The organism is Allobosea sp., assembly GCF_035944895.1.
Taxonomy (GTDB): Bacteria; Pseudomonadota; Alphaproteobacteria; order Rhizobiales; family Beijerinckiaceae; genus Allobosea.
Genome location: NZ_DASZAT010000008.1, coordinates 358,795 through 378,609, shown reverse-complemented (window position 1 = coordinate 378,609; position 19,815 = coordinate 358,795). Strand labels below are relative to the sequence as shown.

The 19,815-nt window shown below is 66.8% G+C and carries 21 protein-coding genes; 9 read left to right on the top strand and 12 right to left on the bottom strand.

What is annotated here, in order from left to right:
* Positions 1-69: 69 nt before the first annotated feature.
* Complete coding sequence (mtgA, locus tag VGV58_RS13405) at positions 70-783, bottom strand: monofunctional biosynthetic peptidoglycan transglycosylase (RefSeq protein ID WP_414643962.1); 714 nt, start codon at positions 781-783, stop codon at positions 70-72.
* Positions 784-861: 78 nt separating this feature from the next.
* On the opposite strand from mtgA, the gene VGV58_RS13400 reads away from it, so the two are divergent.
* Entirely contained in the window at positions 862-1,815 is a 954-nt protein-coding gene (locus tag VGV58_RS13400; protein WP_326874509.1) for a polyprenyl synthetase family protein, read from the top strand.
* A gap of 6 nt (positions 1,816-1,821) precedes the next feature.
* Here the strand turns inward: VGV58_RS13400 and VGV58_RS13395 are convergent, their stop codons facing one another.
* The 3 genes from VGV58_RS13395 to VGV58_RS13385 form a co-directional block, all read right to left on the bottom strand.
* Positions 1,822-3,807: a potassium transporter Kup gene (locus VGV58_RS13395; protein WP_326874508.1), complete on the bottom strand. Its 1,986-nt coding sequence runs from the start codon at positions 3,805-3,807 to the stop codon at positions 1,822-1,824.
* Positions 3,808-3,967: 160 nt separating this feature from the next.
* Complete coding sequence (ispG, locus tag VGV58_RS13390) at positions 3,968-5,242, bottom strand: flavodoxin-dependent (E)-4-hydroxy-3-methylbut-2-enyl-diphosphate synthase (protein WP_326874507.1); 1,275 nt, start codon at positions 5,240-5,242, stop codon at positions 3,968-3,970.
* Between the two features lie 67 nt (positions 5,243-5,309).
* A complete protein-coding gene (locus VGV58_RS13385; RefSeq protein WP_326874506.1) occupies positions 5,310-5,843 on the bottom strand; it encodes a transcriptional repressor in 534 nt (177 codons plus the stop codon).
* 118 nt (positions 5,844-5,961) lie between these two features.
* Between VGV58_RS13385 and VGV58_RS13380 the strand changes: the two genes are divergently transcribed.
* The 4 genes from VGV58_RS13380 to VGV58_RS13365 all read left to right on the top strand — a co-directional run bounded on the left by VGV58_RS13380 (position 5,962) and on the right by VGV58_RS13365 (position 9,096).
* A complete protein-coding gene (locus VGV58_RS13380; protein ID WP_326874505.1) occupies positions 5,962-6,747 on the top strand; it encodes a 3-hydroxybutyrate dehydrogenase in 786 nt (261 codons plus the stop codon).
* Positions 6,744-7,811, top strand: a complete 1,068-nt coding sequence (locus VGV58_RS13375) for a patatin-like phospholipase family protein (RefSeq protein ID WP_326874504.1) — start codon at positions 6,744-6,746, stop codon at positions 7,809-7,811. Before VGV58_RS13380 ends, VGV58_RS13375 begins: the two co-directional genes overlap by 4 nt.
* Before the next feature lie 141 nt (positions 7,812-7,952).
* Complete coding sequence (locus VGV58_RS13370; protein WP_326874503.1) at positions 7,953-8,660, top strand: L,D-transpeptidase; 708 nt, start codon at positions 7,953-7,955, stop codon at positions 8,658-8,660.
* 220 nt (positions 8,661-8,880) lie between these two features.
* Positions 8,881-9,096, top strand: coding sequence for a DUF1059 domain-containing protein (locus tag VGV58_RS13365; protein ID WP_326874502.1), 216 nt, complete (start codon positions 8,881-8,883; stop codon positions 9,094-9,096).
* Between the two features lie 17 nt (positions 9,097-9,113).
* On the opposite strand, the gene VGV58_RS13360 is transcribed toward VGV58_RS13365, so the two are convergent.
* Positions 9,114-9,785, bottom strand: coding sequence for a class I SAM-dependent methyltransferase (locus VGV58_RS13360; RefSeq protein ID WP_414643961.1), 672 nt, complete (start codon positions 9,783-9,785; stop codon positions 9,114-9,116).
* Complete coding sequence (locus tag VGV58_RS13355; protein ID WP_326874501.1) at positions 9,782-10,936, bottom strand: glycosyltransferase family 4 protein; 1,155 nt, start codon at positions 10,934-10,936, stop codon at positions 9,782-9,784. The genes VGV58_RS13360 and VGV58_RS13355 overlap by 4 nt, the downstream gene beginning before the upstream one ends.
* Positions 10,937-11,079: 143 nt before the next feature.
* On the opposite strand from VGV58_RS13355, the gene VGV58_RS13350 reads away from it, so the two are divergent.
* The gene (locus tag VGV58_RS13350) at positions 11,080-12,504 is read left to right on the top strand and encodes a M20 family metallopeptidase (RefSeq protein ID WP_326874500.1); all 1,425 of its coding nucleotides are present in this window, start codon (positions 11,080-11,082) and stop codon (positions 12,502-12,504) included.
* A 93-nt stretch (positions 12,505-12,597) separates the two neighbouring features.
* On the opposite strand, the gene VGV58_RS13345 is transcribed toward VGV58_RS13350, so the two are convergent.
* A complete protein-coding gene (locus tag VGV58_RS13345; RefSeq protein WP_091838229.1) occupies positions 12,598-12,909 on the bottom strand; it encodes a hypothetical protein in 312 nt (103 codons plus the stop codon).
* A gap of 198 nt (positions 12,910-13,107) precedes the next feature.
* On the opposite strand from VGV58_RS13345, the gene VGV58_RS13340 reads away from it, so the two are divergent.
* On the top strand, positions 13,108-13,638 hold the full coding sequence (locus VGV58_RS13340) for a hypothetical protein (protein ID WP_326874499.1): 531 nt from the start codon (positions 13,108-13,110) through the stop codon (positions 13,636-13,638).
* Positions 13,639-13,641: 3 nt separating this feature from the next.
* Here VGV58_RS13340 and VGV58_RS13335 read toward each other — a convergent pair whose 3' ends face one another.
* From VGV58_RS13335 to rpsU, 5 genes are all read right to left on the bottom strand, one after another.
* Positions 13,642-14,973 (bottom strand): TRAP transporter large permease, encoded by a 1,332-nt coding sequence (locus VGV58_RS13335; protein ID WP_326874498.1) that lies wholly within the window; start codon positions 14,971-14,973, stop codon positions 13,642-13,644.
* Complete coding sequence (locus VGV58_RS13330; protein ID WP_326874497.1) at positions 14,973-15,560, bottom strand: TRAP transporter small permease subunit; 588 nt, start codon at positions 15,558-15,560, stop codon at positions 14,973-14,975. Before VGV58_RS13330 ends, VGV58_RS13335 begins: the two co-directional genes overlap by 1 nt.
* Before the next feature lie 85 nt (positions 15,561-15,645).
* Complete coding sequence (locus tag VGV58_RS13325; protein ID WP_326874496.1) at positions 15,646-16,761, bottom strand: TRAP transporter substrate-binding protein; 1,116 nt, start codon at positions 16,759-16,761, stop codon at positions 15,646-15,648.
* A gap of 277 nt (positions 16,762-17,038) precedes the next feature.
* Positions 17,039-17,413, bottom strand: a complete 375-nt coding sequence (locus VGV58_RS13320; RefSeq protein WP_326874495.1) for a DUF6481 family protein — start codon at positions 17,411-17,413, stop codon at positions 17,039-17,041.
* Between the two features lie 84 nt (positions 17,414-17,497).
* Entirely contained in the window at positions 17,498-17,761 is a 264-nt protein-coding gene (rpsU, locus tag VGV58_RS13315; RefSeq protein ID WP_110489825.1) for a 30S ribosomal protein S21, read from the bottom strand.
* Positions 17,762-17,971: 210 nt separating this feature from the next.
* On the opposite strand from rpsU, the gene VGV58_RS13310 reads away from it, so the two are divergent.
* Both VGV58_RS13310 and proB read left to right on the top strand, forming a co-directional pair.
* Positions 17,972-18,559, top strand: a complete 588-nt coding sequence (locus VGV58_RS13310; protein ID WP_326874494.1) for a hypothetical protein — start codon at positions 17,972-17,974, stop codon at positions 18,557-18,559.
* A 115-nt stretch (positions 18,560-18,674) separates the two neighbouring features.
* Complete coding sequence (gene proB, locus VGV58_RS13305) at positions 18,675-19,814, top strand: glutamate 5-kinase (protein WP_326874493.1); 1,140 nt, start codon at positions 18,675-18,677, stop codon at positions 19,812-19,814.
* Position 19,815: the final 1 nt, after the last annotated feature.

Below are 19,815 nucleotides of genomic sequence, written 5' to 3'. Positions count from 1 at the left end.
TCCGTGATGAGGGCTGGCACTTACACGCTCGCGCGAGCTCTGGCTAGTGCGCCGGGCGGAAAAAGTGGTCTAGGCCCCCGGCAGCGCACAATTGCCAAGCGCGCCGAGCTGGTTCATCCGCCGCTGCACCCGCCCGGCCGCCGCCTGCAGGGCCCGGCTCGGCCGCGACGGGTTGCGCAGGATCGGGTTGGGCAGAGCTCCGGCGAGCCGCGCGGCCTCCGCCGGCGTCAAGCGCGCAGCCGACTTACCGAAATGGCGCTGCGCCGCCGCTTCCGCCCCGAAGACGCCATCACCCCATTCGGCGATGTTGAGATAGACCTCGATCACACGCCGCTTCGGCCAGGCGAGATCGATCGCCATCGCCATCGGCAGCTCCAGCCCTTTGCGCAGATAGGACCGGCTTGGCCAGAGGAAGAGGTTCTTGGCCGTCTGCATGGTCAGCGTCGAGGCGCCGCGCCGCGGCCCGTCATCATCCTGCAGCACGGCGTTGAGCTCGCCCCAATCGACGCCCCCATGCGAGCAGAAGCGCTGGTCCTCGGAGGCGATCACGGCGCGGATCAGATGGGGCGAGATCTGCGAGAGCGGCACCCAGTCGCGCTCCACCGAGCGAAAGGTCAGCCAGCGGCCGAGCATCAGCGTCGATGGCGGCGGCACGAAACGGTAGAGCAGCAGCAGGGCGGAGAAGATGATCGCCAGCACCAGCGCCAGCCGGATCACGGCACGGACGATCCGCCCCACGAGGCTCCCGCGTCGCGGAGCCGGGTTCTCTGCCATCTGCGTCATACCCCCACGCTTGACGATTACGGCCGCCTCCGGCAAGCCCCGCGCGTCAAGCCCGGCCAGCCAACGCGAGAGACGATGATGAGTTCCGCGGAACCAACCGCCCCTGCACCGGCCCTGGCCAGCGCCCTGTCGGAGACAGCGGAGGCGATCGAAGCCCTGCTCGATACCCTGTTGCAGGAGAAATCCGAGAGCGGCGAGATTCATCGCCCTGCCCGGCTCCTCGCCGCGATGCGCCATGGCGCGCTTGGCGGCGGCAAGCGCCTGCGGCCCTTCCTCGTCGTCGAGACGGCGGGGCTTTTCGGCGTGCCGCCCGAGCAGGCGCTGCGCGCCGGCGCCGCCGTCGAGCTCGCCCATTGCTATTCGCTCGTCCATGACGACCTGCCGGCCATGGACGACGACGACACCCGCCGCGGCCGCCCGACCGTGCACAAGGCCTATGACGAGGCGACCGCGATCCTCGCCGGCGACGGCCTGCTGACGCTCGCCTTCGACGTCATCGCCGCCCCCCGGACCCATCCGGACGGCGAGACGCGCGCCGCGATCATCCTGCTCTTCTCCCGCGCGCTCGGGCTTGGCGGCATGGTCGGCGGCCAGATGCTCGATCTTGCCGCCGAAGGACGCTTTGCCGCCGACGGCGCGGCGGAGAAGCTCGACGAGGCGCAGATCCGCCGCATGCAGGCGATGAAGACCGGCGCATTGCTCGCCGGCAGCGTCCTGATCGGCGCTCGCCTCGGCCAAGCCGACCCTGACCGGATGGCGGCGCTGGAGCGCTACGGCAAGGCGCTGGGTGCCGCCTTCCAGGTCGCCGACGACATCCTCGACATCGAAGCGAGCCCCGAGCAGATGGGCAAGGCGACCGCCAAGGACGACGCCAAGGGCAAGGCGACGCTCGTCGCCGCGCTTGGCATCGACGCGGCCAAGCGCGAGCGCGACCGGCTTACCGATGAGGCGATCGCGGCACTCGCCGGCTTTGGGCCGGAGGCGGCCATGTTGCGCGCAGCGGCGCAGTTCACCGCGCAGCGCAAGAGCTGACGGCCTTCAGACAGTGACCTGCGTGCCGACCTCGACGACGCGGCCAGTCGGGATCTGGAAGAAGTTGGTGGCGTCGGTCGCGCTCTTGGTCAGCCCGATATAGAGGTTGTCCTGCCAGACCGGCATGCCCGATTGCGGCGAGGCCTTGATCGAGCGGCGCGACAGGAAGAACGAGGTCGACATGATGTCGAACTTGAAGCCCTGCTTGCGCAGAATGGCCAGCCCCTTCGGCACGTTCGGGCTCTCCATGTAGCCATAGACCATCTCGACGCGCCAGAAATCGTCGGTGATCCGCGAAAGCCTAACGCGCTCGCTCTCGGCGACGCGCGGCGTGTCCGCCGAGCGCACCGTCAGGATCACGTTGCGCTCGTGCAGCACCTTGTTGTGCTTGAGATTGTGCAGCAGCGAGGCCGGCGCGGTCTCGGGATCGCTGGTCAGGAACACCGCCATGCCCTTGACCCGGTAGGGCGGGCTCTTGGTCAGCATGCCGACCAGCTCGAGCAGCGGCACGTCGGTCTTGCGGGTCTTGTCGAACAGGATCTTGGTGCCGCGCACCCAGGTCCACATCAGCACGATCAGCGCGAAGGCGAACAGCACCGGCACATAGCCGCCGCTGAACAGCTTCAGCAGGTTCGCCGAGAAGAAGGCGACGTCGATGATGAGGAAGGGCAGGATCACCGCCGCGGCGGCAGCCAGGCCCCAGCGCCAGCCCTTCCAGATCACGATGAAGGCGAGCAGCGAATCCACCAGCATCGCGCCGAACACCGAGATGCCATAGGCATGCGACAGGTTGGACGAGGTCTTGAAGGTCCAGACCAGCAGCAGCACCGTGAACAGCAGCAGGATGTTGATGCGCGGAATGTAGATCTGGCCGGAGGTATGCTCGGAGGTGTGGCGGATCTCGAGACGCGGCAGCAGGCCGAGCTGGATCGCCTGGCGGGTCAGCGAATAGGCACCGGTGATCACCGCCTGGCTGGCGATGATGGTGGCGAGCGTCGCCATGATCACCAGCGGCAGGATCAGCGCCGGCGGCGCGAGCTTGTAGAACGGATTGTCGATCGTCGTGGGGTCGGCGAGGATCAGGGCACCCTGGCCGAGATAGTTGAGCCAGAGCGCCGGAAAGACCAGGAAGATCCAGGCGCTGCGGATCGGCCCGCGGCCGAAATGGCCCATATCGGCATAGAGCGCCTCCGCCCCGGTCACGGCGAGACAGACGCTGCCGAGCACCGCGAGCGACAGCCCGGGATGGTCGAAGAAGAAACGCACGCCGTAATAGGGGTTGATCGAGGCGAAGACGCCGAGATCGTCGGCGATATGGTAGATGCCGAGGCCCGCCAGCGTCAGGAACCAGATCGTCATGATCGGGCCGAAGAAATTGGCGACCTTGCCGGTGCCGCGGCTCTGCACCAGGAACAGCGCGATCAGGATCGCCGAGGCGATGGTGATGACATAGTCGTCGAGCACCGGCGTCACCAGCTTCAGGCCCTCGACCGCCGAGAGCACCGAAATCGCCGGCGTGATCACCGCATCGCCATAGAATAGCGCCGCGCCGGCCATGCCGAGGAAGAGCACGATGCCACCGCGGGTGCGCCCGAGCGCGCGCTGCGCCAGCGCCACCAGCGTCAGCGTGCCGCCTTCGCCGTTATTGTCGGCCCGCAGCAGCAGCACGACATATTTCAGCGTCACCACGACGACGAGCGACCACAGGATCAGCGAGAGCACGCCGATCACCGCCGCGCGCGGCAGCGGGCCGCTCAGGACGACTTCGGCGCTGCCGCCATGTCCGCCCGAGGCAGCACCGGTCGCGGCCAGGATGGTCTCGCGCAATGCGTAGAGCGGGCTGGTGCCGATGTCGCCATAGACGACGCCGAGCGCTCCGAGCGCCAATGCAGCGTAGCTCTGCGTGGAGTGGCCGTTGCCGGCCGGCTCTTCGAGCCCGAAGCGATCCCCATCCGGCTTGGAGGCCGGCGGGTGCTGCTGGTCATGACCCATCAGGGCGCTCCGCGGGTGCTGCAATGCAGCGAAAGGCCGGGGCCTCTAGCACGGCATATCTTTCAGGCAAAGACGCTAGAGCATGTTCCCCGGAGGCGGGAGCCACTTTCAAGTGGGGCCGGCCGGAATTCGCTTCAAACGATTGAATAATCGCCTGCGTCTATTCCGCCGCGACGCGGGCGCCGTAGCGCCGCTCGACGTAATCCTCAACCATCGTCTTGAAGTCGGCCGCGATGGAGGGCCCGCGCAGGGTCGCGACCTTCTTGCCGTCGACGAAGACCGGCGCGGTCGGCGTCTCGCCCGTGCCCGGCAGCGAGATACCGATATCGGCGTGCTTGGATTCGCCGGGCCCATTGACGATGCAGCCCATCACCGCAACGTTGAGCGCCTCGATGCCGGGATAGCGCGTCTTCCACTCCGGCATGGAGGTGGAGATCCAGCTCTGGATGTCCATCGCCAGCTCCTGGAACACCGTCGAGGTCGTTCGCCCGCAGCCCGGGCAGGCCGCGACCAGCGGCACGAAGGCGCGGAAGCCCATGGTCTGCAGCAGTTCCTGCGAGGCCTTGACCTCGAGCGTGCGGTCGCCGCCCGGCTCCGGCGTCAGCGAGAAGCGGATCGTGTCGCCGATGCCGTCCTGCAGCAGCACGCCGAGCGCCGCCGACGAGGCAACGAGGCCCTTCGAGCCCATGCCGGCCTCGGTCAGGCCGAGATGGATCGCATAGTCGCCGCGCTCAGCCAGCATGCGGTAGACCGCGATCAGGTCCTGCACGCCCGAGACCTTGGCCGAGAGGATGATCTTGTCCTTGGCGAGGCCGATCTCCTCGGCCCGCTCCGCCGAGAGCAGGGCCGACTGCACCATCGCCTCGCGCATCACCGCGCGCGCATCGAGCGGTTTTGGCGCGGCTGCATTGATGTCCATCAGCGAGGTCAGCAATTCCTGGTCGAGCGAGCCCCAGTTGGCGCCGATCCGCACGCTCTTGCCATGCTTGATCGCAAGCTCGACGATCTGGCCGAACTGCTTGTCCTTCTTGTCCTTGAAGCCGACATTGCCCGGATTGATCCGATATTTCGCCAGGGCTTCGGCACATGCCGGATGGTCGGCCAGCAACTTGTGGCCGATGTAGTGGAAGTCGCCGACCAGCGGCACGTCGATGCCGAGGATGTCGAGCCGCTCACGGATATGCGGCACCGCCGCCGCCGCCTCGTCGCGATCGACGGTGATCCGCACCAGCTCCGAGCCGGCGCGCGCCAGCGCCGCGACCTGCCCGACGGTCGCCGGAATGTCGGCGGTATCGGTATTGGTCATCGACTGCACGACGATCGGCGCGCCGCCTCCGACCTGCACATGGCCGACCATCACCGGCACGGTACGCTTGCGCGGTGCCGGTGCGGCGTCAGGTCCTTCGGGCAGGCAGGTCAGCGGCTGGTCGCTCATGGAATGGTCCGGATCCTTCGCCGGCAGCGGCTCGTCGCGGCTGCACTGCGCCCTCGATCGGTGCTCGTCAAGCCGTGGCTGCGTCGCGGCAGTGCTCGCAGCGGCCGACGATCTCCACCACCTGATAGGAGGTCTGGAAGCGGCGACCCTCGGCCATGCCCCTGATCGCCTGACGCATCGCCGGCGAGGCATCCTCGTCGACGCCGCCACAAACCTCGCAGATCAGGAAGGCGACCGCCTCATTGGCGCCATGGCCATGCGGGCAGGCGATGAAGGCGTTGCGCGAGCTCAAACGGTGCACGAAGCCCTGCTCGACCAGGAAGTCGAGCGCCCGGTAGATCGAGATCGGCGCGAGGCGCCGCCCGCCCGGTGGCGAGATCCGATCCGCGAGATCATAGGCGCCGACCGGCTTGTGGTCGGAATAAAGCGTCTCCAGCGCCTTGCGCCGGATCGGCGTCAGGCGCAGGCCGCGCTCGCGGCAGACCTTCTCGGCCCGTGCCAGCCCAGTGGCGGCATGGCGCGAATGGTCGTGCGCGTGCTGGCACAGACCATGCTCGTGATCGTGATGATGAGCGTCGCTCGCAGGCTGCATTTTCGTCATGTTGCGTTGCAATAGCACATCGGGCACCGTCCTGGTGACCGACGCTCCCTCGCTGGCGCCCTGCCAGCCTCCGCCGGTAAGCTAAGCGTTCTCAGGCCAAATGTCAGGAGCCGCCCCCATGTTCCTCAAAGATCGTACCGCCCTCGTCACCGGCTCCACCTCCGGCATCGGCCTCGCCTACGCCCGCGCGCTCGCCGCCGAAGGCGCCAATGTCGTGATCAACGGCTTCGGCGATGCCGATGCGATCGAAAAGGAGCGCGCCGGTATCGAGACGGACTTCAAGGTCAAGGCGCGCTATTCCGCCGCCAACATGATGAAGCCGGACGAGATCGCCGCCATGATCGCCGAAGCCGAGAAGGAGTTCGGCGCGATCGACATTCTCGTCAACAATGCCGGGATCCAGCATGTCGCCCCGGTCGACGAGTTCCCGATCGAGAAATGGGACCAGATCATCGCGATCAACCTGACCTCGGCCTTCCACACCACCCGCGCCGCCCTGCCGAAGATGAAGGCGAAGGGCTGGGGCCGAATTATCAACACCGCCAGCGCCCACGCCTTCGTCGCCTCGCCGTTCAAGAGCGCTTACGTCTCGGCCAAGCACGGCATCGCCGGCTTCACCAAGACGGTGGCGCTGGAAGTCGCGACCAACGGCATCACCGTCAACGCGATCGCTCCGGGCTATGTCTGGACGCCTTTGGTCGAGAAGCAGATCCCCGACACGATGAAGGCCCGCGGCCTGACCAAGGAGCAGGTCATCAACGACGTGCTGCTGCTGGCCCAGCCGACCAAGGAATTCGTCACCGTCGAGCAGGTCGCGGCGCTCGCCGTCTTCCTCTGCACCGATGCCGCCAAGTCGATCACCGGCACGACGCTGCCGATGGATGGCGGCTGGACCGCCGCGTGACCGGCCGCAAGCGCAGCCGCGTCCCCCAGGTCAAGGGCCTGGCGGGGCCGAAGGCCGAGAAATCGGTCAATCTCGCGCTCCAGGGTGGAGGCGCGCACGGCGCCTTCACCTGGGGCGTGCTCGACGAGATCCTCGCCGATGGCCGGATCGCGATCGAGGCGATCACCGGCGCCAGCGCCGGCGCGATGAACGCAGTGGTGCTGACCGAGGGCTGGCTCGATGGCGGCATCGACGGCGCCCGCACCGCGCTGGAGAATTTCTGGCGCCGGATCAGCGTCGACGGCAAATATGGCGGCTCCGAGCGCTCGCTGCTCGACACCATGCTGGGCGCCTGGACCGATGGGCGCCCGCCGGGGCTGATCTGGTTCGAGCTGCTGTCGAAGGTGGCGAGCCCCTATGACGTCAACCCGCTCAACATCAACCCGCTGCGCGGGGTGATCGCCGACCTCATCGACTTCGGCAAGGTCAATGGCTGTGCCGACGTCAACCTGTTCATCTCGGCGACCAATGTCCGCACCGGCAAGATCAGGATCTTCACCCGGCAGGAGCTGACCGCCGACCATCTGATGGCCTCGGCCTGCCTGCCGATGCTGTTCCAGGCGGTCGAGATCGACGGCGAGGCCTATTGGGACGGCGGCTATATGGGCAACCCGCCGCTCTTCCCGCTGTTCTACGAAGCCGCCGGCGACGACATCATGCTGGTGCAAATCAACCCGCTCGAGCGCCGGGAACTGCCGACCAACGCAAGGGCGATCCAGGACCGGCTCAACGAGATCACCTTCAACGCCTCGCTGCTGCGCGAGCTGCGCGCCATCGATTTCGTCAACCGGCTGCTCGACGACGGCAAGCTCTCGACCGGCGACTACAAGCGCGTGCTGATGCACCGGATCGACGGCGGCCTGCCGCTGGCGCAGCTGACCTCCTCCTCGCGCCTCAATTCCGAGTGGAATTTCCTCCTCAGCCTGCGCGATCTCGGCCGCACCGCGGCCAAGCGCTGGCTGAAACGCAACTACGCGGCCATCGGCGTCCAGGGGACCTTGGATCTGAAGGAAGCGATTTCGTAAGACGTGAAGCCGCTAATACGGTAAAGGCACCAGCTTGCAGGCTAGGTCGCGTGACGGCAATCTCGGCCGAGCCAAGACGTTCAGCAGATGTATGCCGGAGTGTTCTCTCGTCGGGCAGCAGGACATGGGAAGTCCAGGAACATGATCATCGACGATAGCAAGGCCGACGCCCGCAAGATGCACGAGATCGCCCTGCTCGGGCGTCCGGCCGGCCTCATCGGCCGCCGCACCTTCCTGGCCGGTTCGGCCGCCGGTCTCGGCGCGCTCGCGCTCGGCGGCTGCACCACCGACGGCATGAGCCTCGCCGAGGCGCAGAAGCTCTACGGGCCGGTGCCGGAGGAGAAGTTCCCGATCCCGGCGATCGATGTCACTCACGTCGATCCGAAATATTTCCGCAAGACGGTCGCCTACAACACCAAGGAAGCGCCCGGCACGATCATCGTCGATCCCGGCAATTACTACGTCTACCGCGTCGAGGACGGCGGAAACGCAACCCGCTATGGCGCCAATGTCGGCCGCGACGGCTTCCGCTGGAACGGCGATGCCTATGTCGGGCGCAAGTCCGAATGGGCGACCTGGACGCCGCCCAAGGAGATGATCAAGCGCCAGCCGGAAGCCGCCAAATACGCCCGCGGCATGCCCGGCGGCCTCGACAACCCGCTCGGCGCGCGCACGCTGCATCTCTACCAGAACGGCGCCTACACACTCTACACGATCTACGCCTCGCTCGACGCGGAATCGATCGGTAACGGCATCACCAGCGGCTGCATCGGCCTACTGACGCAGGACATGATCCACCTCTACAACAACACGCCGGTCAAGACGAAAGTGGTCGTTCTGCCGGCCTGAGGCGGGGTCATCGCGCTTTTGATATGGGCGCTGCCGGTGTCGGCAGCGCCCTTTTTCATGCGCGATGAGCTCAATGATCATCGCGCAATAGACTGAATAGTCGCGCTTACCGTCATCGTCGGCTGCATATCGCTTTGGCGGCAATCGTGCCTGGGCGTATTGTGGACCAGGCAGCCCTTTGACCTGAAGGGCGCCGGATCTTCCAATCCAGGAGGATGCCATGGGACGCAAATTCATCGATTGCCGTGAATTCCCGAGCGAGATGAATTGCTCGATCGCGATCGGCGCCGATAGCGAAGGCGAGTTGCTGGAGGCGGCCGTCCAGCATGCCGTCAAGGTTCACGGGCATCAGGATACGCCCGAACTGCGGGATCTGCTCAAGAGCGTCATCAAGGACGGCATGCCGCCGGAGACGGCGCCGAGCCGGGCCGCCTGAGCGGGAGCTTCCGCCCTCTACCGCCGCTCACCTGCCAGCCGCCACACCGAGCTCTTCTTGATCTCGGCGTCCTCAAGCGCGCGCGTCACCGGCACCTGATAGGTCGCGACCTCGGCGAGCCTGTCCTTGGGCAGATAGCTGCGGCCGGGGTCGCCGATCAGAACGGTCGCGCCGCGCTGCGACAGGCCTGAGAGCCAATCGATCACCCGCGTCGCCAGCTCGCGCTCATAGCAGATGTCGCCGGCGAGGATGACGTCCCAGCCCTGGTCGAGGCCGAGGAGATCGTCGAGCCTGGCCTCGATCGAAACGCCATTCGCCTGCGCATTGAGCCCAATCGCGGCAGCGGCGAAGGCGTCGATATCGGCAGCGATTACTTGTGCAGCGCCTGCCTTTGCCGCAGCGATGGCGACGAGGCCGGACCCGCTGGCGAAATCGAGCAGGCGCTTACCCCGCACGGCCTCCGGATGGTCGAGGATATAGCGCGCCAGCGCCTGCCCACCTGCCCAGGCGAAAGCCCAGAACGGTGGCGGCAGGCCGATCGTCGCCAGCTCGTCCTCGGTCTTCTGCCAGAGCTCGGTCGCCTCCTCGGCGACATGAAGCGAGATCTCCGGCGCGTGCGGCACCGGCAAGAGCCGCGTATGGGCGCGGATGAAGGCGAGCCGGTCCAGCGTGGCGTCCACTTCGCTCACGCGACCACATCCGCCAGCCGCTGGCCGAGCAGGGCGCGATAGAGCGCCTTCACCCCGTCCATCACGTCGCGCTCGGTATAGCCGGCGAGCAGGCGCTCGCGTGCGCTCACGCCCATGCGCTCGACCTGGGAGGGCGAAGCGGCGAGGGTCACCAGCGCCTGTGCCAGAGCAGCGATGTCGTTGGCCGGCACGACGAAGCCGTCCTGGCCGGTGCGGACGAAGGAACGGCAACCCGGCACGTCGGTGGTCAGCAGCGCCCGGCCGCAGGCAGCACCTTCCAGCAGGGTCCGCGGCAGGCCCTCGCCGCCGCGCGAGGGCAGGCAGCAGACATGGTGCCCCCGCCAGACGCCCTCGATGTCGCGCGTCGGCCCGGCCCAGGTAATCCCCGGCCGCGCCGACCACTCGCGCAAGGTCGCCTCCGGCACCGCCTTGGGATTGGAGGGGTCTGGCGCGCCGTGCAGCGTCAGCTCGACGCGCGCGCCCTGCTTGCGCGCCAAGGTCACCGCCTCGACGGCAAGGTCGATGCCCTTCGACCAGAGCATACGGGCGACCAGCGCGACCTTGAGCGGCGGCTGCGGCGGCATCGGTTCCGGCATCAGGACCAGCGGATCGACCCCGGCGCCGCCCACGATCGCGACCTTCGCCGCATCGGCGGGATCGAGCCCGAGCGTGACAGGATCATCAGGATTCTCGAACAGGAAGCGGACATGCGGCCCGTCGACCGCCTCGCGCAGCCAGAACTTCGCCGCCAGCCGCGCCGCATCGGCGGCAGCGCCTTCGCGTGCGCCGAGGAAGCCGAGGCCGGTCAAGGCATAGACCCGCCGCTCGACCCCGGCGAGCCGCCCGGCAAGGCCGGCGAGCGCGATCGGCTTCAGCGCGATGCAGTGCAGGATATCGGGCTTCTCGCGCTCGATCAGGCGCTTCAGCGCCATGACCTGCTTGACCAGCGCCACCGGCGAGAGCGAGCGCCGCTCGGCCTCGAGCGCGATCAGCCTTGCGCCGGTCGCCTCGATCGCCTTGCGGTGGTTGCGCTCCCTGGCGATCACCGCGACGTCGAGCCCCATCTCCGCCGCGGCGCGAGCCATCGGCAGGAAATGCGAGGCGAAGAACCAGTCCTCGGTGGCGACGAACAACAGCTTCTGGCGGGCCATGGCGCGCATCAGGCCGATGCCGCGCCGAAAAGCAAGCGCAGAAGAAAGTCACGAGGCAGGGCCGCCATGCCCCACGGTTGCTGGACGCCTGCCGCCGCGCTTGCGAAAAGGAGGCGAGGCTTCCCTCTCCAGCGAGACAAGACATGGACAATCGCAACGACCTCTGGCGTCACGTCGACGCCAGCAAAGAGCGCTTCATCGAACTCAGCGACCGGGTCTGGGCCATTCCCGAGGTCTGCTACACCGAGAAGCGCTCGGTCGCCGAGCATGTCGCGGAGCTCCAGCACCAGGGCTTCCGGATCACCGAGAACGTCGCCGACATCCCGACTGCGGTGATCGGCGAGGCCGGCGAAGGCGGCCCGGTCATCGCCTTCCTCGGCGAGTATGACGCCCTGCCCGGCCTCAGCCAGGAATCCGGCGTTGCCAGGCACAGCGAGATCGAGACCGGCGGCCACGGCCATGGCTGCGGCCACAACCTGCTCGGCTCGGCGGCGCTGCTGGCCGCGACCGCGATGAAGAACTGGCTCGCCGAGAACAAGCTGCCCGGCCGCGTCCGCTATTATGGCTGCCCGGCCGAGGAAGGCGGCGCCGCCAAGGCCTTCATGGTGCGCGCCGGCGCCTTCAAGGATGCCGACATCGCCATCTCCTGGCATCCCGCCAGCTTCTGGGAAGTCACCCCGCCGCTCTCGCTGGCGAACACCCGCGCCGATTTCATCTTCACCGGCCGCGCCTCGCATGCCGCGGCCTCGCCTGAGCTCGGCCGCAGCGCGCTCGACGCCGTCGAACTGATGAGCGTCGGCGTCAACTACATGCGCGAGCACATGCCGAGCGACGCCCGCGTCCACTACGCCCTGCTCGACACCGGCGGCATCGCCCCCAACGTCGTCCAGGCCCATGCCCGCGTGCGCTATTCGATCCGCGCCCGCGACCTGCCGGGGATGCTGGAGCTCGTCGGCCGGGTCAAGAAGATCGCCGAGGGCGCAGCGCTGATGACCGAGACGACGATGGAGATGAAGATCGTCAGCGCCGTCTCCAACGTTGTCGGCAACGGCCCGCTTGAGCAGGCGCTGCAGGGCATCATGGAAGATCTCGGCCCGCCGCATTTCGACGACGCCGACAAGGAGTTCGCCCGCCAGATCCGCGCGACCCTGTCGCAGAAGGACATCGACGCCGTCTGGCGCGCGATCGGCGTGCAGAAGACCGATGCCGAGCTCGCCGATTTCACTGTGCCGCTCGATTCCCCGCGCAATCCGGCGATCGGCTCGACCGATGTCGGCGACGTCAGCTGGGTCGTCCCGACCGTGCAGGCGCATGCGCCGACCGTCGCGATCGGCACGCCCTTCCACACCTGGCAGGTGGTGGCGCAGGGCAAGATGCCCGCGGCTCACAAGGCGATGGTGCAGGTCGCCAAGGCGATGGCCGCGACCGGCGCCGCCGTGCTGACCGACCCCCAGCTGATGGCGGCCGCCAAGGCCGATTTCCAGAAGCGCGTCGCCGCCGATGGCGGCTATACCTCGCCGGTCCCAGCCGAGGTGAAGCCGCCGCTGACCATGTCGACCGGCGGCTGAGCAGCCGACAGGCATGAAAAAAGCCCGCCGGGCGAACCGGCGGGCAAGGATCTCGGGCCGGGGAGGAAGGCCCTGGGAGAAACTCTGTGGAACTCAGTAGTAGGTGCGGCAGACGCGGCGGGTGCCGATGACCTCGCCATAGTAGTTGACGCGGTCGACGAGGTGGCAGCGGCGAGCCGGGCCGTAGGCGTAAGCCGGGGCATAGCCGTCGTCATAGTAGCCATAGGCCGGGCCGCTGGCAGCGCCGGCTGCGATGGCGCCGAGGGCGAGCGCACCGACGATGCCGGCACCGATCGCGGCGCCACGATAGCGCGGGCGGGCCTCGGCATCAGAGGTGGCGAAAACGGAAGCGCCGATCGCAAGGGCGGCAAGGGCAGCGGCGAAGCTCTTCTTGGTACGGGTCATGTTCGTTCTCCGATCTGGTAGCCGGGTGGCGAACTGTTCGCCATGCACGAGACTTGTCGGTCACAGGACCGGAATCGCGCGGGCCGCATAAAAAATTCCGAAACGCCGCCGGGTTCTGCCCTGCGCTTGCGCGCTACGGCTTGCCGGCGGGCGCTGGATATCGTCGGATCGGCCATCACCGACCGGAGGAAATTCGCCATGATGATCGCACGGCTTGCCCTCGCCATCGGCTTCACAGCCGTGCTGACGGTGCCGCTGCGCGCCGAGCCATGGGCGAGCAGCTATACGACCCATGACTACGCGAAATGCCGCAAGGCCAAGGCCAATGGCGATCCGGTTTCGGTGCATCGCTGCCCCGGCAAGGCCGGGATCAGCGTGATCTGGACCGCCGGTGACGATTCATCGGCAGTCGAGTTCGGTACGAAGGCGCTGCAGGAAACGATCTCCGACAAGGCCGCTTTCTTCGAGGCGGGCAAGACGATCGAATGGCGCGGTCCGAAGGGCGGAAAGCCGCAGGCAGCGATCCTGCGCTATGCGACCGGCGCGAGGGTCGGCAAGCTCGACGGCAGCCGGCTCGTCGTCCATCGCCTCGCTGCGGATGGCGCCGCCTCCTGCATCATCGGCAGCGTCGATGCACGCAAGCCGGATGCGAATGCCGCCGCCCGCCGCCTCGCCGACGAGAAGGCGACGGGCTTCCGCTGCGGCCAGGACGCCCGGTCCGAGGACTGAACTCTAGCCATAGAGATATTTCGGCAGCCAGAGCGCAATGCCCGGGAAGACATAGACCAGGACCATCGCGAACAGCACGATCGCCAGATAGGGCATCACGCCGGAGAAGATCTGGTTGATGGTGACGTGCGGCGGCGCGATCCCCTTCAGGTAGAAGGGCGCCATCGCCACCGGCGGCGACAGGAACGAGGTCTGGATGTTCAGGGCGATCAGAATGCCGAAGAACAGCGGATCGATCTTGAAGAACTCCAGCAGCGGCAGGAAGATCGGCACGAAGATCACGATGATCTCGGTCCATTCCAGCGGCCAGCCCAGCACGAAGATGATCAGCTGCGCGACGATCAGGAACATGGTCGGCGACAGGTTCAGCGCCGTTACCAGGTTCTTGATCGGCTCGTGCCCGCCGAGGATGGCGAAGATCGACGAGAAGATGAAGGACCCGACGAAAAGCCAGCAGACCATTGCCGAGGTCCGCGCCGTCAGGATCACCGATTCCTTGACCTTGCCGAAGGTGAGCGATCGATAGGCGGCAGCGAGGATGAGACTCCCGAGCGAGCCGACGGCGGCCGCTTCCGTCGGCGTCGCCAGCCCGAAGAAGATGCAGCCGAGCACCGACATGATCAGGATGGTGAGCGGGAAGAAGCTGGTGACGAGCGCCCAGAGAACCGTCGTCCACGGCACGTCGGTCTGCTCCTTCGGCAGCTTCGGCGCCAGTGCCGGGTTGAGCCAGCAGCGGATCAGCACATAGAGCATGTACATGCCGGCGAGCAGCAGGCCGGGGAAGAGCGCGCCGGCATAGAGCTTCGGCACCGAGACGCCGGCGGTCGCGCCGTAGAGGATCAGCATCACGGAGGGCGGGATGAGGATGCCGAGGCAGCCGCCGGCGCAGACCACGCCGGCCGAGAGCTTGACGTCGTAACCGGCCCGCAGCATCGCCGGGAAGGCAAGCAGCCCCATCAGAGTCACCACCGCGCCGACGATGCCGGTCGCTGTCGCGAAGATGGCGCAGGTCGCCAATGTGGCGATGGCGAGAGAGCCCGGAACGTTGCCGAGCGCGAGCTGGATGGAGTGGAACAGCCGGTCGAGGATGTTCGCCCGCTCGATGATGTAACCCATGAAGATAAAGAGCGGGATCGAGACCAGCACGTCATTGGCCATCACCGAATAGGTGCGCTGGACCACGAGGCTGAAGACGGTATCGCCCATCGCCCAGTAGCCGAAGCCGACGCCCAGCGCCATCAGCGTGAAGGCGATCGGGAAGCCGAGCATGATGAAGACGATGAACAGGACGAGCATCACCACGCCCAGTTCCGGATTGGAAAGACCGAACAGCATCAGACCGTCTTCCCCGCATCCGGCCCGCTTTGGGTGGCCTGTTCGAGAATGAGTTTCTCGGTTTCCTCGACATCGTGTAGCCGCGGCGGCCATTCGCCGGTGCGCAGGCAGATGACGCAGCGCGCCACCTCGGCCAGCCCCTGCAGCGTCATCAGCACGCCGGCGATCGGGATCAGCGTCTTGAAGTGATAAAGAGGCGGCCCGCTCGGCGAGTTCGAGGAGTGCTCCTTGATCATCCAGGAGAAGGCCGCGAACTTGTAGCCGGCCCAGGCGAGCGCGATGATGCCGGGGAAGAAGAAGAGGATGTAGAGCGCAAGATCGAGCCTCGCCTGCGTGCGCGGGCTCCATGCGCGATAGAGGAAATCGCCGCGCACATGGGCGTTGCGGGCGAGCGCATAGGGCCCGGCCAGCATGAACAGCGTGCCGTAGAGGATATAGCTGACGTCGAAGGCCCATTCCGTCGGCGCCCGCAGCGCATAGCGCGAGAAGACCTCGTAGCTGATCGCCAGCGTCAGGATCAGGATCGTCCAACCGGCGAGCTTGCCGATGGCAGTGTTGAACTTGTCGATCGCGAGGATCAGCTTCATCCGGGCCCGTCGCTACTGTTCGGATTGGCAAGGAACGCCCGCCACCACGGGGATGGCGGGCGCAGGCTTGGGCGAAGCGGCCGGGTCAGGTCTTGAAGAAGTGGTCGAAGGCGAGGTCGCGCGAGGGCTCGTTGAGCCGCTCGAAGGCGACTGTGCGCTTGACCCACGCCTTCTGGCTGTCGACCACCTTCTTGAAGAAGGCGTTCTCGCCACCGAGCTTCTCCAGCACCTTGTCCCAGGCGGCGAGCTGCGCCTTCAGGATCGCTTCGGGGGTCGCAACGACATTGACCCCCTTCGAGCGCAGCACCTCGATATCCTTGGAATAGCGGTCGAGCGCCTTCCAGTTCATGTCGGAGGAGGCGGATTCGCCCGCATATTTCACGATCGCCTTGAGCTCGGGCGAAAGGGCGTCGAACTTGGTCTTGTTGAACAGCAGCTCGAAGCTTTCCGCCGCCTGATGATAGCTCTGCAGCATGTAGACCTTGGCGACGTCCTGGAAGCCGAGGATCGAATCCGAGGACGGGTTGTTGAACTCGGCGCCGTCGATGACGCCGCGCTCCAGCGCCGGCACGATCTCGCCGCCGGCGAGGATGGTGACCGCCGCGCCCATCTCGCGCATCAGGTCGGCGGCGAGGCCGACGGTGCGGTATTTCAGGCCCTTGAAGTCGTCGGCAGTCTTCAGCTCCTTCTTGAACCAGCCGAGCGGCTGGCACGGCATCGGCCCGGAGAAGAAGCCGACCAGGTTGAGCTTGAGCTGGTTCTGGACGAGGTCGTTGTAGAGATCATAACCGCCGCCATGGTTCATCCAGCCGAGGAAGTTGGTGGCGTCCCAACCCAGCGCTGGCGGCGTCCCGAACAGCGAGAAGGCCTTGTTCTTGCCGTACCAATAGGCGGAGACGCCATGGCCGCCGTCGAGGATCCCGGCCGCAACCGCATCCTGCATCTGGAAAGCCGGCACGACCGCGCCGGCTGCGAGCACGTCGATCTTCAGCCGCCCGCCCGACATGTCGTTGACGCGCTTGGCGAAGTCGCCGGCGAATTCGTGGAAGATGTCCTTGGTCGGCCAGGTCGACTGGAACTTCCAGGTCGCAGTCTGCGCCCGGCTGACCTGCGGCATGGCAATGGCACCGGCCCCCGCAAGGCCGGCCACCTTCAGGAAATTGCGTCGATTGGCACGCGTCTTCGTCGCTTCGGACGTCATGGTTCTCTCCCCGGAGAAATGGCGCCGTTGAGGCCGGCGAGCATTGTTTTCGGCTCTGATGGCCGGTCGCTCTGACAGTTTCGGCGCTGCGGGGAGATGGCAAGCCGGAAGGTCGTAGCACTTTAGTTGCAATCGGAACGGATACCGTTCTCAACTGGAACGAGTGCTATTCCACAGCAGAAAGAAATGACGTGCCGGGACCGGGCGGCACGAAAAAGGCGCCGCACGAGGTGCGGCGCCTTTAGCAATCAAATGAGTTCGATCGAGAATTCGTCGATCAGCGGCGCTTACCGGCGACCCGCATCTCCATGTACTGCACGGCCTCGAGCAGGACGCGGCGCGGCCGCTCGGCGTCGCGCTTGGCCTGCTCCGCCTTGCGCTGTACCTCGCGCTCGATCTCGGCCAGGCGCTCAGCTTCCTCGCGCGCAGCCTGCTCGATGGCGGCGATGCGCTCGAGCTCCAGGCGCTCGGCTTCCTTCTTGGCATCACGCTCGGCCCGCGCGGCAGCAATCGCCTCGCGCTCGGCCCGACGCTGCACCATCACCGGATCGTCTGGTCCGGGCCGCTTCTTGAAGCGCTCCAGCAGGGCCTTCTTCGCATTTGCGGAATTGGCCTGGCGATCAGTGAAATGGCGGTCGTTCGGGTTCTTCAAGGTGGGCCTTCTCGGGGTTTACATGGGCGAAGATGCCGCCCGCGCGCTGCGCTTACGGCAACTCGCGGATTTTTGGTACTGAACTCAGCGCGGGGCTGCTGCGCCGGCAGCGCGGGGCTTGAGCACCTTCGGCTTCGGCGCGGCGATCAGGCCTTCGCGCTGAGCCTGCTTGCGGGCGAGCTTGCGGGCGCGGCGGACGGCCTCGGCCTTCTCGCGGGCGCGCTGCTCGGACGGCTTCTCATAGGAAGCGCGGCGCTTCATCTCGCGGAACACGCCTTCGCGCTGCAATTTCTTCTTCAGAACGCGAATGGCCTGATCGACATTGTTGTCGCGCACGAGAACCTGCATCCGTGTCTCCAGCTTTGCAGGATGGAAGGAAAAAGGGTCAGGCAACGCCCGACCCTTGGGATTTGTGCGTCGCGGTAACAGAAATCAGCGGGGAGCGCCACCCCTAATCGTGTCCCGTCCGACGCATAACGAACCTGCGGCGCCTTCCATCTCTTGGCATGGAGCAGTCCGCCATGCACCTTGAACGCCCCTTCGATCGCATCGGGCATCATGGATTCGCAGGCCGTCAACGAGCTCTTCCCCCATATCCGCATCGTCATCGGCATGGTGATCGGCCTCGCCATCGCCCGGCTGCTGACCGGCATCGCCCGGCTGATCCAGCATCCCAAGCGCTATCGCGTCTCGGTCATCCACCTGCTCTGGGTGTTCTCGCTGCTGGCCGAGCTCGCTTTGTTCTGGTGGTGGGAGTTCGCGCTCTCCCGGCTGCCGAGCCTGACCTTCGGCACCTTCATCTTCCTGATCGTCTACGCGCTGACGCTCTTCCTGCTCTGCGCCTTGCTGTTTCCCGAGGACCTCGACGAATACGCCGATTACGAGGACTACTTTCTCAACCGGCGGCGCTGGTTCTTCGGGCTCTTCGCGCTGATCTTCGTCCTCGACATCGTCGACACCGCCCTCAAGGGGCCGGCACGGTGGAGTCACTACAGCGCCGATTATCTCATTCAGGTTCCGCTCGGCCTTGGGCTCTGCCTCATCGCATCGCTCTGGGCCAACAAGCGCCTGCAGCTCGCGATGGCACTGCTGCACATCACCTATCAGGTCTACTGGACGGCCCGGGTGCTCACCGCGCCGCTCTAGAGGACGCCGCACCCGGCACAACAGCATTGCGCCGACGCTGCTTTACAATGCCGGCAATTTAGCCAAGGAACGGCAGCGGGCGTCATCCAGCCCACCCGAAGCCCGGTCCCGCCCCGTGAACCTGCCTGCTCTCGACCAGTTTCGCCGCATCGTCGTCAAGGTCGGCTCGTCCCTGCTCGTCGACCGGGCGCAAGGTCGCCTGCGCCATGCCTGGCTCGCCGCGCTCGCCGAGGATCTCGCCGAATTGCACGCTCGCGGCGCCGATGTCCTCGTCGTCTCGTCCGGCGCGATCGCGCTCGGCCGCACCGTGCTGAAGCTGCCGGCCGGCCCGCTCCGGCTCGAGGAAAGCCAGGCGTCGGCCGCGGTCGGCCAGATCGCGCTTGCCCGCAACTGGTCGGAGGCGCTCGGCCATCACGGGCTCAATGCCGGCCAGATCCTGCTCACCCTCGCCGACACCGAGGAGCGCCGGCGCTATCTCAACGCCCGCGCGACGCTGGGCCGCCTGCTCGATTTGCGCGCAGTACCGGTGATCAACGAGAACGACACCGTCGCCACCTCCGAGATCCGCTATGGCGACAATGACCGGCTCGCCGCCCGCGTCGCCACCATGGCCGGCGCCGATCTCCTGGTGCTGTTCTCCGACATCGACGGCCTCTACACCGCCCCGCCCTTGTCGAGCCCGGACGCCAGGCACATCCCGGTCATCCCGGCGATCACGCCCGCGATCGAAGCGATGGCCGGCGGCGCCGCCTCCGAGCTCTCGCGCGGCGGCATGCGTACCAAGATCGAGGCCGGCAAGATCGCCACCGCCGGCGGCGCCCATATGCTGATCGCCGACGGCCGGGCCAAGAACCCGCTGCGTGCGGTCACGGAAGGCGCACGCTGCTCCTGGTTCCTCAGCGCCTCGACGCCCGCCACCGCGCGCAAGACCTGGATCGCCGGCTCGCTCGAGCCGCGCGGCACCTTGCATGTCGACGACGGCGCCGCCCGGGCGCTGCGTGGCGGCGCAAGCCTGCTGCCGGTTGGCGTCACCCGGATCGAGGGCGCTTTCAGCCGCGGCGACGCGGTGATGATCCGCGCCGGGGACGGCAGCGAACTCGGCCGCGGCCTCGTCGCCTATGATGCCGACGAGGCGATACGCGTGCTCGGCAAGGCCTCCCGCGATATCGAGGCCGTGCTCGGCTACCCCGGCCGCGCCGAGATGATTCACCGGGACGACATGGCGCTGCGCCTCGGCTACGATCCGGGCGAGTGAG